General features: G+C 59.9%; 13 protein-coding genes. 12 read left to right on the top strand and 1 reads right to left on the bottom strand.

The annotated features are described in order from the left end of the window. Window positions 1-3 precede the first annotated feature (3 nt). From mrdA to GXM19_RS03295, 12 genes are all read left to right on the top strand, one after another. On the top strand, window positions 4-2073 hold the full coding sequence (mrdA, locus tag GXM19_RS03350; protein ID WP_006236067.1) for a penicillin-binding protein 2: 2070 nt from the start codon (window positions 4-6) through the stop codon (window positions 2071-2073). Window positions 2074-2082: 9 nt separating this feature from the next. Then, window positions 2083-3309, top strand: coding sequence for an FtsW/RodA/SpoVE family cell cycle protein (locus GXM19_RS03345; RefSeq protein WP_006236069.1), 1227 nt, complete (start codon window positions 2083-2085; stop codon window positions 3307-3309). Between the two features lie 18 nt (window positions 3310-3327). After that, window positions 3328-4257 carry a YcjF family protein gene (locus GXM19_RS03340; RefSeq protein ID WP_006236071.1) on the top strand — a complete coding sequence of 310 codons (930 nt, stop codon included), beginning with the start codon at window positions 3328-3330 and terminating at the stop codon, window positions 4255-4257. A gap of 10 nt (window positions 4258-4267) precedes the next feature. Continuing rightward, the gene (locus GXM19_RS03335) at window positions 4268-6145 is read left to right on the top strand and encodes a TIGR03960 family B12-binding radical SAM protein (RefSeq protein ID WP_040359943.1); all 1878 of its coding nucleotides are present in this window, start codon (window positions 4268-4270) and stop codon (window positions 6143-6145) included. Further along, a complete protein-coding gene (locus tag GXM19_RS03330) occupies window positions 6142-6954 on the top strand; it encodes a TIGR03936 family radical SAM-associated protein (protein WP_006236073.1) in 813 nt (270 codons plus the stop codon). The genes GXM19_RS03335 and GXM19_RS03330 overlap by 4 nt, the downstream gene beginning before the upstream one ends. Window positions 6955-7021: 67 nt before the next feature. Then, complete coding sequence (rplU, locus tag GXM19_RS03325; protein ID WP_035138585.1) at window positions 7022-7396, top strand: 50S ribosomal protein L21; 375 nt, start codon at window positions 7022-7024, stop codon at window positions 7394-7396. 33 nt (window positions 7397-7429) lie between these two features. Beyond that, window positions 7430-7687: a 50S ribosomal protein L27 gene (gene rpmA, locus GXM19_RS03320; RefSeq protein WP_006236075.1), complete on the top strand. Its 258-nt coding sequence runs from the start codon at window positions 7430-7432 to the stop codon at window positions 7685-7687. Between the two features lie 84 nt (window positions 7688-7771). Then, a complete protein-coding gene (gene obgE / locus GXM19_RS03315) occupies window positions 7772-9238 on the top strand; it encodes a GTPase ObgE (protein ID WP_172544921.1) in 1467 nt (488 codons plus the stop codon). A gap of 3 nt (window positions 9239-9241) precedes the next feature. After that, window positions 9242-9919, top strand: a complete 678-nt coding sequence (gene nadD, locus GXM19_RS03310; protein ID WP_089573445.1) for a nicotinate-nucleotide adenylyltransferase — start codon at window positions 9242-9244, stop codon at window positions 9917-9919. An 87-nt stretch (window positions 9920-10006) separates the two neighbouring features. Beyond that, window positions 10007-10540, top strand: coding sequence for a bis(5'-nucleosyl)-tetraphosphatase (symmetrical) YqeK (gene yqeK, locus GXM19_RS03305; RefSeq protein ID WP_006236080.1), 534 nt, complete (start codon window positions 10007-10009; stop codon window positions 10538-10540). Window positions 10541-10567: 27 nt separating this feature from the next. Next, window positions 10568-11023 carry a ribosome silencing factor gene (rsfS, locus tag GXM19_RS03300; RefSeq protein WP_006236081.1) on the top strand — a complete coding sequence of 152 codons (456 nt, stop codon included), beginning with the start codon at window positions 10568-10570 and terminating at the stop codon, window positions 11021-11023. A gap of 137 nt (window positions 11024-11160) precedes the next feature. Further along, complete coding sequence (locus GXM19_RS03295; RefSeq protein WP_040359946.1) at window positions 11161-11901, top strand: transposase; 741 nt, start codon at window positions 11161-11163, stop codon at window positions 11899-11901. A gap of 75 nt (window positions 11902-11976) precedes the next feature. Here GXM19_RS03295 and dinB read toward each other — a convergent pair whose 3' ends face one another. Then, window positions 11977-13230, bottom strand: a complete 1254-nt coding sequence (dinB, locus tag GXM19_RS03290; RefSeq protein WP_006236083.1) for a DNA polymerase IV — start codon at window positions 13228-13230, stop codon at window positions 11977-11979. Window positions 13231-13287 lie beyond the last annotated feature (57 nt).

The following is a 13287-nucleotide window of genomic DNA, read 5'->3' as shown; positions in this document are numbered from 1 at the left end:
TAGATGTCTTCCCAGTTGACGGTTATTATCGCCGGTATCGTGCTGGTTGTGGCCATCGTGGTCGCGCTGGTCATCATGCGTCGTGGCGATTCCCGTTTTACCTACGATACGCAGCATGGAACGGCCCCGCGCGCCACCGAGGGCGAGGGCAATACCGCGGCGACCGCCTTTAAGGGCCGCTTTTCCATCCTCACCACGGGTGTGGGCGCGATGTTTGCGGCGCTTGCCGTCAAGCTGTGGGGCATGCAGATGGTCTCGTCGGAATATTACGAGAAGCAGGCCAATAGTAATCAGACTCGCACCGTTACCACACCCGCTGTGCGCGGTCGCATCCTTGACCGCAATGGCGTGGCGCTTGTCCAGAACCGTCCCTCACTTGCTGTCGTGGCCTACCGCGACCTTGCGGAGGATGAGGTTCTGGTTCGCCATCTTGCCAACGTGCTTGGAATGCCTTACGTGGCGGTCCTTCGCAATATTCAGGACAATACAGAGGGCGCTCAGAGCCTGCATACCATCGCGACGGACGTCCGTCGCTCCACGGTTGCCTATATTCAGGAGCATGCCGGCGAGTTCCCGGGCGTCAAGATTGCCGAGCGTACCGAGCGCCAGTATCCATATGGCGAGACGGCATGCCATATCTTGGGCTATACCGGCACCATTACCTCCGAGCAGCTCGAGGCCCAGAATAAGAAAACCTCTGGCGATGATGATGCTTCTGCTGGCAAGATTACGTACCAGTCGGGCGATATCGTGGGCCAGGCGGGCGTTGAGAGCTACTACGAAAACCTGCTGCAGGGTATTCGTGGCGAGCAGACCGTCAAGGTCGATGCCTCGGGCAATGTGACCGGTCAGGCCGGCGCCGTGCCGGCGAAGGCCGGCTCCGACATTAAGCTCACGCTCGACCTTAAGATCCAACAGGCCTGCGAGACGGCACTGGCGAGCGCTATCGAGCTTGCCAAGACCACTGGCTACAGCAATGCCGGCAACGGCGCTGTGGTGTGTCTCGATCCCAACAATGGCGAGATCCTGGGCATGGCGAGCGAGCCCAAGTTCGATCCGTCCGTCTTTATCGGCGGCGTCTCAAATGACGTGTGGACCGAGCTCAATGATGACAAGGGTTCGCACCCGCTGCTCAACCGCGCCATTAGCGGACAGTACATGTCGGCTTCGACCATCAAGCCGCTCTCGGCACTGGCCGGTCTTGAGTTTGGAACCTACACGTCGGGGCAGACGACCAACTGCACGGGCTATTGGACGGGTCTGGGCAAGTCGTGGGGCAAGTACTGCTGGCTGCATTCCGGCCACGGCACCATGACGCTGCAGTCGGGTATCGCCAACTCGTGCGACCCCGTCTTCTACGACATGGGCAAGGCGTTCTTTTATGACGAGAAACATTCCGAGGGGCTGCAGGAGGTCTTTCGTCGCTGGGGCCTAGGCAAGACCTGCGGTATCGATCTGCCGAGTGAGGGCGCGGGCCGTATTCCCGATGCCGAGTGGAAAGAGTCGTACTTCACCGACGCATCTGCCGAGGACCGCAAGTGGAATGCCGGTGATATGACGAACATTGCCATCGGCCAGGGCGACATCCTGGTGACGCCCCTGCAGATGGCGTGCGCCTATATGGGTCTTGCCAACGGCGGTAAACAGTACGTGCCTCACGTGTTTTTATCTGCCGTGTCGCGCGATGGCGACGGCGATGCCTATAAGTACAACGGCAAGGGCAAGAAGAAGCGCCTGGAGGCCAAGATCAACAGCGATTCGGATTTGGCTCTTGTTCGCAACGGCATGCACGACGTGATATACACGGCATCGACGTCCCTGGCGGCGCACTTTGGTACCCTGACGCCGCAGGTATACGGCAAGTCGGGCACGGGCGAGAAAAGCGGCGAGGACGAATACGCTTGGTTCTGCGCCTATGCACCGGCCGATAATCCCAAGTATGTCATCGCTACTGTCCTGGAGCAGGGCGGCGGCGGCTCAGATACCGCGATGCATGTCGTGCGCGACGTGCTCGGTGTGATTTATGACGAGCCCGATACCTCTTCGGCCTCGGGCGATTCTTCGGTTCGATAGGAGGTTGCGATGGATTTTTCTCCGGCGGATCTGTTCCGTTCAACCAAGACCGGCTCTCGCAGCAGCCTGGACCGCGTCAACAAGCAACTTTCGGCCTCGCGCGGCACGTTTCGCCAAAAGGTCCATATCGGTGTGCTCGTGGCTACAGTGGCGCTCGTCGCCTACGGTGCCATCATTATCTGGTCGGCTTCGCAGTTTAAGGCCGATGCTTCGTTCTCACGCCATCTGCTGGGAATTGGCATCGGCACGGTGCTGGCGGTGCTGGTCTGGCGCTCCGACCTGCGCGGTATTTCCAATTTCTCGACGGCGTTGCTCGTCATCGACCTGATCGTGATCCTCTCGCCCAAGATTCCGGGTCTGTCCTATACGGGCGGTCTGGGCATGACGGGCTGGATCAAGATTCCCGGTATCGGCTTGACATTCCAGCCGGTTGAGCTTGCCAAGCTCATCACCATCTTCTTTATTGCTACGCTTGGCTCGCAGTATAACGGTCGCATCGATACCGTTCGCGACTACGTCAAGCTCTGCGGCATGTTGTCCATTCCGTTTTTGGCCGTCGTCGCCATGGGCGACCTGGGCTCGGGCCTTGTCGTGCTGGTTTCGGGCGCCATCGTCATTTGTATGAGTGGTGCACGCCGCGAATGGGTGCTGTCGACCCTGGCCCTGCTCGTGGGCCTGGTGGCCCTCGTCCTGGCGCTCGATTCGGTCTTTGATTCGTTGCTCGGCCACGATGTGCTTATCAAGCAGTATCAGATGAACCGTCTGACGGTCTTTATCGACCCCGATAATGCCGATTCGGACGATGCCTACAACCTGCAGCAGTCGCTTATCGCCGTTGGCTCGGGTGGCTTCTTTGGTAAGGGTTTGGGCCATGCGACGCAGTCGGCCGGCGGCTTTCTGCCTGAGTTCCACACCGACTTCGTCTTCGCCTTTCTGTCCGAGACCTTTGGCTTTTGCGGCTCCTTTTTGCTGCTGTGCTTGTACGTACTGCTCATCTTCTCGACGATCCGCGTTGCTTTTAAGTGCGAGTCTCTGTTCCTACGCTTATCATGCGTAGGTATCGTCGGCATGTGGGCGTTCCAGACCTTCGAAAACATCGGCATGTGCATCGGCATGATGCCGATTACCGGTATTCCGCTACCGTTTATTAGCTTCGGTTCGTCTTCGATGATGATTCAGCTGCTGACGGTGGGTATCGTACAATCCATATGGCGGCATCGTTCGGGCGCCGCGTAACCGCTGGAGGGGTTTGCTATGAAAATTCCCGTAGATAAGCTGACCCGCGCTTTTAAGATGGGCGCGTCCGTTAAGAAGGATTCCGATACGCCGGTGCGCGTCTCGGTCTATCTGGATTCGTCCGCCTCGCGCTTTCTTGCCGAGACGGTGCGTGACGCCTTTGTGCCGCAGACGACCTCGGGTATTGTGCGCGTCGAGCGTCTGGGGGAGGAGCGAATTGCTCCAAAGACCGATACCGATGTGGTGCTGGTGCTCTCGTGTGGTTCCGACCGCTTGGAGAGTGCCGTGCAGGAGCTCGTGATCGCCGGCGCGCCCGTGTGCGTGCTTGCCGAGTCTGCTGTGGAGGTGCCGTTTATCGAGGAGTCCACGCCCATGCTCGGCGTGGTAGCGGCAACCGATAAGACGTATCTGCTCGAGACGCTTGCCCGCTGGATTCTCGATCGCACCGACAAGGAAACGGCTTTTGCGGCGAACTTTGCCTTCATGCGCATCGCGGCGGCCAATCGTATCATCACCTCGTGCGCGCTCACCAATATGGCGACCGGTGCGCTGGTGTTTTTGCCGGGCGCCGATTATCCCGTTATGGCGCTGGCGCAGGTGGGCATGCTCTTTGAGCTCGCTGCCGTCTTTGGACGCGGTATTAAGCCCGAGCGCGGCTACGAGGTCGCGGGCGTGCTTGCCGGCGGTCTTGTGATCCGCGCGGTCACCCGCGCGCTCGTCAAACAGACGCCGCATATTGGGTTTGCCGTCAAGGCGCTCACTGCTGCCGCGGGCACCTACGGCATGGGCCGTGCGCTTGTTTCGCTCTACGAGCGCGATGTCGACTACAGCCGTGCCAACGAGGTGGTCACTGCCACGTTCTCCCGCGTTCGCGATCTGGTGACCACGGTCGCGGGCGCTACCCGTCCTATGGCGTCCTACCAAGACGCATCCGATCTCGCTGCTTAGGGGTTTTCCGTTGCGCGTTGCATACCAAGACTGTTTTCATTTAATTGAGCCGTTGCTCGCCAAGGTCGAGAAGCCGAGCCGCTATATCGATCACGAGTGGGGCACGCTTTCCAAGGCCGATGCCGACTACCGTTGCTGCCTGATCTATCCGGATGTGTACGAGGTCGGTCTGCCCAACCAGGGCATCGCCATCCTCTACAACATCCTTAACCAGGCCGAGGGCATCTCCTGCGAGCGCGGCTATGTGCCGTGGCCCGATATGGGCGACGCCATGCGCGAGGCGGGTATTCCGCTGCTATCGCTCGAGGGTGCAGCGCCGGTCGCTTCGTTTGATATCGTCGGTCTGCATGTGCCGCACGAGATGGCGGTGACGAACTTCCTCGAGGCTTTGGACCTCGCTGGCATTCCGCTGTTAGCGGCCGACCGAGGTGAAGACGACCCAATCATCATCGCCGGCGGTCCCTCGGTGTACAACCCCGAGCCGTACGCGGCCTTCTTCGATGCCATCCTCATCGGTGAGGGCGAGGAATCGCTGCTCGAGACCTGCCAGCTGCATCGCCGCCTGCGTGACGAAGGGGTCCCGCGCGCGCAGATTGTCGAGCAGCTTGCATCCATTGCCGGCAACTACGTGCCGTCGCTCTATGAGGTTCGTCACGACGAGCCCTGCTCGCCGCATGGCTACACCGTGCCGCGTGAAGGCAAGGATGCGCCGACCGTGGTCTACAAGCGCGTCGTTGAGGATTTCGGCGCCACGAATCCGCTGTCGCAGTCGTGCGTGCCCTATGCGCAGCTGGTTCACGACCGCCTGTCTATCGAGATCCTGCGCGGCTGCGCCCGCGGCTGTCGTTTTTGTCAGGCCGGCATGACGTATCGCCCGGTGCGCGAGCGCTCGGCCGACCAGATCGTCTCGTCGGTGATTCAGGGTCTGGAAAAGACCGGCTATGACGAGGTGTCGCTGACCTCGCTTTCCACGACCGACCACTCCTGCATTCGCGACGTGCTCGGCAGGCTCAACCGTCGCCTGGAGGATACGGGTATACGCGTGTCTATTCCGTCGCAGCGCCTGGATTCGTTTGGCGTGGATATGGCCGAGTCGGTCGCCGGCGAAAAGAAGGGCGGCCTGACGTTCGCGCCCGAGGCCGGCAGCCAGCGCATGCGCGACATCATTAACAAGAACGTGACCGAGGAGGACCTGGACCGTGCGGCCAAGGCGGCCTTCGAGGCCGGCTGGAACCGCATGAAGCTCTACTTTATGATGGGCCTTCCCGGCGAGCGCGATGAGGACATCGTGGCCATCGCCAATCTGGCCGATCACGTGCTGGAGCTCGGTCGTTCCGTGGTGCCCAAGGCTCGTCGCGGCTCGATCTCGGTGTCCATCTCGGTTTCGGTCTTTATCCCCAAGGCTGCCACGCCGTTCCAGTGGTGCCCGCAGCTCGACTACGACGACGTCAAGCGTCGCCAGAAGTTGCTTATCACGAGCGTTCGCAACCGTGCCGTCCGCGTGCATTACCACGATGCCGAGACCTCGCTCATCGAGGCCGCGCTGTCCCGCGCCGGTCGTGACATGACGCCCGTCATCATCGATGCTTGGCGCTCGGGCTCTCGCTTTGACGCCTGGGCAGAGCATTTCTCGCTCGATAACTGGAAGGAAGCTGCTGCCAAAAACGGCATCGACCTCAATGAACTCGTGCACCTGCCCTACGAGTTGGACTGGCGCCTGCCGTGGGAGCACGTGAGCCCCGGCTGCACGCGCGGCTTCCTTGAGCGCGAGTACCGTCGCTCGCTCGAGGGCGTCACGACTCCCGACTGCACCCGCACGTCGTGCACCGGCTGCGGGATCTGCCCCACGCTCCACGCCAAGAATGTATTGATGGGTGATCGCGCATGAGTGAGCGCCTGACCGACAACCCCTCGCTCTTTAGGCTTCGTGTTCGCTATGGCAAGCGCGATCGCCTTAAGTACTTGGGCCATCTCGAAGTAATCCATACCATTGAGCGCATCGTGCGCCGTGCGGGACTTCCCTATGCCGTCACGCAGGGCTTCTCTCCGCACATGCGCGTGGGCTTCTCTTCGGCGCTACCGGTTGGTACGTCGTCGACCTGCGAGTGGTATGACCTGTTTATGACCGAGTTCGTGGCGCTCGACGAGGCGTTTGGGCGCCTGGCCGCGGCGTCTCCGGCCGATCTGGCGCCCATTGAGGCGGCGTACATCGACGTGCGCACGCCGGCCTTGACGGCGCAGCTCACGCGCCTGTCGTATCGCATCGATCTGCACTTGGATCCCGAGGCGCCCGTAAGCGCCGACGAGGTGCGTCGTGCGATCGACACGCTGCGCGCGGACCATGGCATCGACTACGCACGCGGCAAAAAGAGCAAGCGCTTGGATTTGGATCACACGCTCGTGGGCTATGAACTCACGGCGGGGGAGCGCCCGGACCATTTAGTGCTCATGCTCGACACCCATGCCGACAACGAGGGCTCCATGCGTCCGGAAATTTTGCTTTCTGCTGCTGATGTTTTGTTGCAGGGCTTGACCCCGGGCGTGGATGCACCTATTGTTTCCACCGGTATGCAAGACCTCGTGACCATCTGCTCCTACGATGTCGAGCGTCAGAATCAAGCATGCGAGGACGACGAGGGCCGACTCGTCAGCCCCATACCTGTGCGAACTTGTGGATTTGCTCCACATACTCGTTGACGGGGGTATTTTCGCCTGCTACTATATTCGGCTGTTGCACTAACTGATGCATGAAGGGCAAGTAAACATGTACGCAATCGTTAACACGGGCGGCAAGCAGTACAAGGTCGCCACCGACGATGTCATCACCGTCGAGAAGATCGAGGGCAATGAGGGCGACAAGGTCACCCTGCCGGTTATCTTCCTCAACGATGGTAAGAAGATCGTCACCGATCCCGACAAGCTGGCCAAGGCCAAGGTTACCGCTCAGATCGTTGAGCAGTTCAAGGGCGAGAAGCAGCTGGTCTTCAAGTTCCACAAGCGCAAGCGCTATCGTCGTCTGAAGGGTCACCGTCAGCAGCTCACCAAGCTGAAGATCGTGAAGGTTCAGGCTACCTCCCGCGCCAAGAAGGCTGTCAAGGCAGAGGCTGAGGCTGTTGCCGAGGCTCCCGTCGCCGAGTAGATTACACTCGTAACGAAAGAGTAGGTATACACAATGGCACACAAAAAAGGACTCGGTTCCTCCCGTAATGGCCGTGACTCCCGCGGTCAGCGCCTTGGCACGAAGCGCTATGCCGGCCAGACGGTAACCACGGGCACGATTCTCGTCCGTCAGCACGGCACGCACATCCACCCGGGTGAGAACGTTGGCCGTGGTAAGGACGACACGCTGTTCGCGCTGGTCGACGGTACCGTTGAGTTCCACAAGGGTATCAAGCACAGGGTCAGCGTACGCCCGCTCGCGAACGCGTAATTCACCCTTCATAGAGCACATATGTGGGAGGCACTTGAGTTTTAGGATTCAAGGGTCTCCCTCTTTTTGTAGGAGGCGATTCTGTTGTCACAGTTCACCGATATCAGCCGCATTAACGTGTGCGGCGGCGACGGCGGAGCCGGATGCATGTCGTTTAGGCGCGAGGCATTTGTCCCCAAGGGCGGCCCCGATGGCGGCGACGGCGGTCGTGGCGGCAATGTCGTCATCCAGGCCGATGCTCAGCTGTCTTCGCTGATCGATTACCGCTTTAAGCATCACTTCCGCGCCGAGCGTGGCACGCACGGGCAGGGTGCCCGTCGTAACGGTAAGAGCGGCGAGGACCTGATTCTCAAGGTCCCTATGGGTACCGTGGTGCGCGAGCTCGATCCCGAGACGCAGACCCCGATGTTCGAGATTGCCGACCTGGTGCACGACGGCGAGCGCGTCGTCGTGGCGCCCGGCGGTGCCGGCGGTCTGGGCAACACGCACTTTGTGACGTCGGTTCGCCGCGCGCCCGCGTTCGCTCAGCTGGGCGAACCGGCCGAGGAACACTGGATCGAGCTCGAGATGAAGCTTATGGCCGATGCCGCGCTTGTGGGCTTTCCCTCGGTGGGTAAGTCATCGCTCATTGCGCGCATGAGTGCCGCCCGCCCCAAGATTGCCGACTACCCGTTTACCACGCTCGTGCCCAATCTGGGCATGGTGCGTGCCGGCGAGTACTCCTATGTCGTTGCCGACGTCCCCGGCCTCATCGAGGGTGCGAGCGAGGGCAAGGGTCTGGGCCATCAGTTCCTGCGCCACATCGAGCGTACGGCCCTAATCATGCATGTCGTCGACATGACGGGTGGTTTTGAGGATCGCGATCCGGTCGAGGACTATCGCATCATCAACCGCGAGCTCGAGCAGTATGGCGCCGAGCTTTCGGAGCGTCCGCAGATTGTCGTTGCCAACAAGTGCGACGCGCCGGGCACGGCCGATAAGATTGCCGACCTCAAGCGCGCGGCGCTCGACGATGGCCATATGTTCTTTGCCGTGTCTGCTGTTACGGGCGCCGGCCTCAACACGCTGATGCTTGCCGTGGGCGAGCAGGTGGCTAAGCTTCGCGCCGAGCTGGCGGTCTCTGATGAACCGGTCGATCTGCGCGACGAGGAGTGGGAGCGTCGCCGCCTGCAGCGCGAGAAGCGTTTCCGCATTGTCCAGGAAGAGCCCGGTGCCTTCCGCGTGGTCGGTCGTGCCATCGAGCGCATGGTCATCCAGACCGACTGGGAAAACGAGGAAGCCGTCATTTACCTGCAGCATAAGTTTGCGCGTATGGGTGTTGACGACGCGCTCGAGAAGGCCGGTTGCCGTGCGGGCGACGAGGTCCGCATTTGCCAGCGCGCCTTTGACTTTGAGGGCGCCGAGGACTTCTCGGAGTACGAAGAGCTCGAGGATGCTGGCGAGGACGTTGCCGTCGAGGCCATTGACGTGGCCGATGCTGCGGACGAGGGCGTCGAGGTTGTCGATGCGGCGGATGCCGAGGACGATGCCGAGACCTCGGAGGGCGAGTAAGCCATGTCGCTGCGCGGTGGAATCGGTCTGCCCGAGCTTCCTCTAGAGGACGGGCAGGAGTTTAGGCTCGGCATTATGGGTGGCACCTTTGATCCCATCCATTACGGGCACCTGGTGACCGCTGAGCAGGCGCGTGAGTCCCTCGACTTGGATGCCGTGCTCTTTATGCCGGCGGGCACGCCTGCCTTTAAGCTTGACAAGCCGGTGACGCCTGCCGAGGACCGTTATGCCATGACGGTCCTCGCCACCGCTGCGAACCCGGCCTTTTTGGCGAGTCGGTTCGAGATTGACCGTCCGGGTGTAACCTATACGGCCGATACGCTTCATGCCCTTCGCGACTTTTACCCGCCGCAGGTAAAGCTCTACTTTATTACGGGCGCCGACGCGATTATCGATATTGTTACCTGGCATGATGCCGAACGAATCGCTGAGCTTGCTACCTTTATTGCGGCGACACGACCGGGCTTTGATATCGATACGGCGCGTGCCCGAATCAAAGAGTCGGGGCTGCCGTTCGACGTGCGCTATATTCAGATTCCGGCGCTGGCGATCAGCTCGACGAACATTCGTAAGCGAGTTGCCCGCGGTATGAGCGTGCGCTATCTTACGAGCGAGTCCGTGCTCGGCTACATTCGCAAACGCAGGCTATATGCCGATTTGGGCCAAGAAGATTTTGAGTGATGGGGGTCTACGTTGTCGGTAGAGGATCAGTTTGAGGGCGATGAGCGCGCGCTGCTCAAGCGCATTCAAGAGCTGCTCGATGTTCGCATGAAGGATAAGCGCAAGCGCTATGTGCATTCGCTGGGTGTTGCCGAGACCGCACTTCATCTGGCCGAGGTCTACGGCGTTGACCGCTTTGATGCCGCTGCCGCCGGCCTGATCCATGACTGGGACAAAGTGCTCTCCGACGACGAGCTGGTCACGCGCGCTCTGCATTACGGCATTAAGATTGCCGGCTCTCCTTCCGCCGCGACGCCGCTTTTGCATGGCCCTGTTGCCGCCTATGAGCTTCCGCAGCTTTTTCCCGAGCTGTCGCCGGCCGTTTTCCAGGCTGTCGACCGTCACACCGTGGGTGCCTGCGACATGACGCAGCTCGATATGGTGGTCTTTGTGGCCGATGCCATCGAGCCCAACCGCCACGGCGACTATGCACATGCGCTGCGCAAGATGGTGGGGGAGTCGACGCTCGACGAGTTGTTCTTCTCCTGTTTTGCGCAGGGTTTGGTCTATGTGATTCAGTCCGGGCGCTATCTTTATCCCACGGCTATTTCGATTTACAACCATTACGCCCAGCTGCGCTAGCTCGGGCTGTCTAGAAAGAGGTATTCCATGGCCGACGAGACCATGACCGACGAGCAGATTCTTGAAGGTGTGGAGCACAAGAGCTTCGTCGCCACGTCCGACCGCACTGCCGCCTCGCTGTCTGCGAGCGGTGTCGCCGCCGAGGATGTCGCCCGCGCCGCCGCGCAGGCCGCCTACGACAAGAAGGGCGAGGACGTTCAGGTGCTCGACCTGACCGAGCTTTCCGACGTATGCGACTACTTTGTGCTTGCCACCGGTACCAACAACCGCCAGGTCGATTCTATCGTCGACGAGATCGAGGAGAAGGTCGCCGAGGCTTGCGGCGAGCACCCGTTCTCCATCGAGGGTCGCGAGCAGAAGACCTGGATGCTCATGGACTATGGTTCGGTTGTCGTCCACGTCTTCACTCCCGAAGCCCGCGACTTCTACCGCCTCGAGAAACTCTGGGGAGACGCCCCCCAGCTTCCCCTCGACCTCCTCTAAATGATTTTTCTGGGACGGGGATAAAATAATCATTGCTACCGTTTGCCGAACCGCTCACCTTTGTCGGGCGGTTCGGCCTTTTTCTTCCTTTCCTTTTGTATGCTGTGACTACTGCATCCTTGGAAGGGAGGGTTTCGATGACTCGTGTTGCCCGTGCGTTGTCCGAACTCGGCCATTATCACGTCATGCTCAAGGGCTGTGCTGGCCAGCTGATCTTCGAAGACGATGACGATCGCCTTTATTTTCTCAATCTATTGAACAGACGATTTACGTCCGCTCATATTCGCCTTCTTGCCTGGTGCCTCATGGACAATCATGTTCACCTGCTATTTGATGATCTCGATAATCAGATGAGCGTTGCTATGCATGCGATTGATACGGCATATGCGAAACACTTCAATCAAAAAACCGGCCGCCGCGGACCGGTGTTCCAGGAACGATTCAAGAGTGTGATCATTTCTGACGACAAACAGCTGCTCCGTTGCGTCCGATACATACACGACAATCCTGCAAAAGCAGGTATTTCTTCTGCTCCTCTGTATCGCTGGAGCAGCTTCCATGAGTATTTCTCTCATCCCGAAATTTGTGATTGTGAAGGTATTCTCAATCTGTTTGGGGGTACGGAAGCGTTTTATCTTTCGAGTACCGACGGCAAGCCTAATCCCTATTTTATGCCCGAAGGTAAGCATATCTCCGATATGGATGCGCTGGAAGTTGCCCGGGCTCTTTTGGCTCCGCATGAGCCTTATCAGCTTAAAACTTTGCCGAAATCAGAGCGAAATCGTCTTCTGGCAGTGTTGAGGCATCGGGGGTTTACGATTGACCAGATTTCGCGTCTGACGGGAATTGGGACCAATATCATTCAAAGGGCGAAATGACGCTCCAAATGATTAAAAAATCCCCGTCCTAGAATAATCATTCGCAGCTGCCCGGCTTTCTTTTTGCCTAAGGGACTAATCGTTGAAGCGGGATTGACGGCCGAAGGATAGGGCGGTGTCGCCGAACTTGTCTCGGACGGCGTCGATGGCGACCGAGAGGTCGCGACGGTCGCTGGATTGGGCTCCGCGGCCGTCGATTTCGCAGAACAGGTCGGTCTGGATGCCGCCCTGATGGTCGAAGTCGCTCATGCCGACGCCCGCCAAGCGCACGTGCATACCTTTCTGCCAGATCTTGTCGAGCAGCTCGAGCGCCACGGCCACAAAGATATTCTCGTCATCGGTGGGGTGGGGAAGTCGGCGCTGTGCCGTGCGTCCGCTGCCGTAAGAATACTTAAGCTTAAGCGTTACCGTGGCACCCGTTAGTCCCTGACGGCGCAGGCGGCGTCCCACTGACTCTCCCAGCAGCGCAATCGCCGCTTCGATGTCCCCGCGCTCAGTCAAATCTTTCGCAAAGGTGCGTTCATTGCTGACCGACTTGACCTCGCGCTCTTCATCGAGACTCGTAACTTCGGAGATTTCGAGTCCCAGCGCACGCTGGCGCATGCGTTCGCCATTGACGCCAAAAATAGAGGCCAAGGTTGATTCCGGTGCGCGTGATAGCTCGCCGAGCGTGTAGATGCGCATACGACGCAGTCGCTCCTCGGCCGAGCGTCCGATGCCGCTCATGGCAGATACCGGCAGCGCGGCCAAAAAGCGCTGCTCGGTTCCGGGGCGCACGATGGTCAGCCCAAACGGCTTGTCCCGCTCGCTTGCGATCTTTGCGACCGTCTTGTTGCAGCCCACGCCAATGGAGCAGGTCACTCCCAGCGCTGCCACGCGGTCGCTTATGCGCCGTGCAACCTGCAACGGGTCTTCGGGTGCAAAACGACCCGGTGTGATATCGATAAAAGCTTCGTCGATGGATACACGCTCAACGCGCGGGGTCTCGTCGGCGAGGATCGCCATGACCTGCGCGCTGACCTCGCGGTAGCGATCGAAATGCCCATGCGTCCAAATGGCTTGCGGACAGAGGCGCCGTGCCTCGGCCGAGGGCATGGCTGAGTGCACGCCAAAGCGACGTGCCTCGTATGAGCAGGTGGACACGACGCCGCGGGAATCGGCATCGCCGCCCACGATGAGCGGCTTGCCGCGCCACTCGGGATGATCGAGCATCTCCACGCTCGCAAAAAACGCATCGAGATCCATGAGGCCCACCGCCGGACCCGTCCAGGGCGGCGGCGTGACGCCCGCAGCATCCTTATAACCGTATGTATGTTCGCGTCTTTTCATGGCATGAGTATACCGCGCAGCTCATGTGGGGTGCGTGGATGTGCTTGCAAATCGCAA

Origin of the sequence: Collinsella aerofaciens ATCC 25986 (assembly GCF_010509075.1) — a bacterium.
Taxonomy (GTDB): Bacteria; Actinomycetota; Coriobacteriia; order Coriobacteriales; family Coriobacteriaceae; genus Collinsella; species Collinsella aerofaciens.
Note: the sequence above shows the minus strand (reverse complement) of the source record. Positions and strands in the feature narration are given on the sequence as shown.

Coding starts and splice junctions, on each gene's coding strand:
- GXM19_RS03295 (WP_040359946.1), top strand. CDS start 11,161: ATGACTCGTGTTGCCCGTGCGTTGTCCGAACTCGGCCATTATCACGTC.
- GXM19_RS03340 (WP_006236071.1), top strand. CDS start 3,328: ATGAAAATTCCCGTAGATAAGCTGACCCGCGCTTTTAAGATGGGCGCG.
- yqeK (WP_006236080.1), top strand. CDS start 10,007: ATGAAGGATAAGCGCAAGCGCTATGTGCATTCGCTGGGTGTTGCCGAG.
- nadD (WP_089573445.1), top strand. CDS start 9,242: ATGTCGCTGCGCGGTGGAATCGGTCTGCCCGAGCTTCCTCTAGAGGAC.
- GXM19_RS03330 (WP_006236073.1), top strand. CDS start 6,142: ATGAGTGAGCGCCTGACCGACAACCCCTCGCTCTTTAGGCTTCGTGTT.
- rsfS (WP_006236081.1), top strand. CDS start 10,568: ATGGCCGACGAGACCATGACCGACGAGCAGATTCTTGAAGGTGTGGAG.
- rplU (WP_035138585.1), top strand. CDS start 7,022: ATGTACGCAATCGTTAACACGGGCGGCAAGCAGTACAAGGTCGCCACC.
- rpmA (WP_006236075.1), top strand. CDS start 7,430: ATGGCACACAAAAAAGGACTCGGTTCCTCCCGTAATGGCCGTGACTCC.
- dinB (WP_006236083.1), bottom strand. CDS start 13,230: ATGAAAAGACGCGAACATACATACGGTTATAAGGATGCTGCGGGCGTC.
- GXM19_RS03345 (WP_006236069.1), top strand. CDS start 2,083: ATGGATTTTTCTCCGGCGGATCTGTTCCGTTCAACCAAGACCGGCTCT.
- mrdA (WP_006236067.1), top strand. CDS start 4: ATGTCTTCCCAGTTGACGGTTATTATCGCCGGTATCGTGCTGGTTGTG.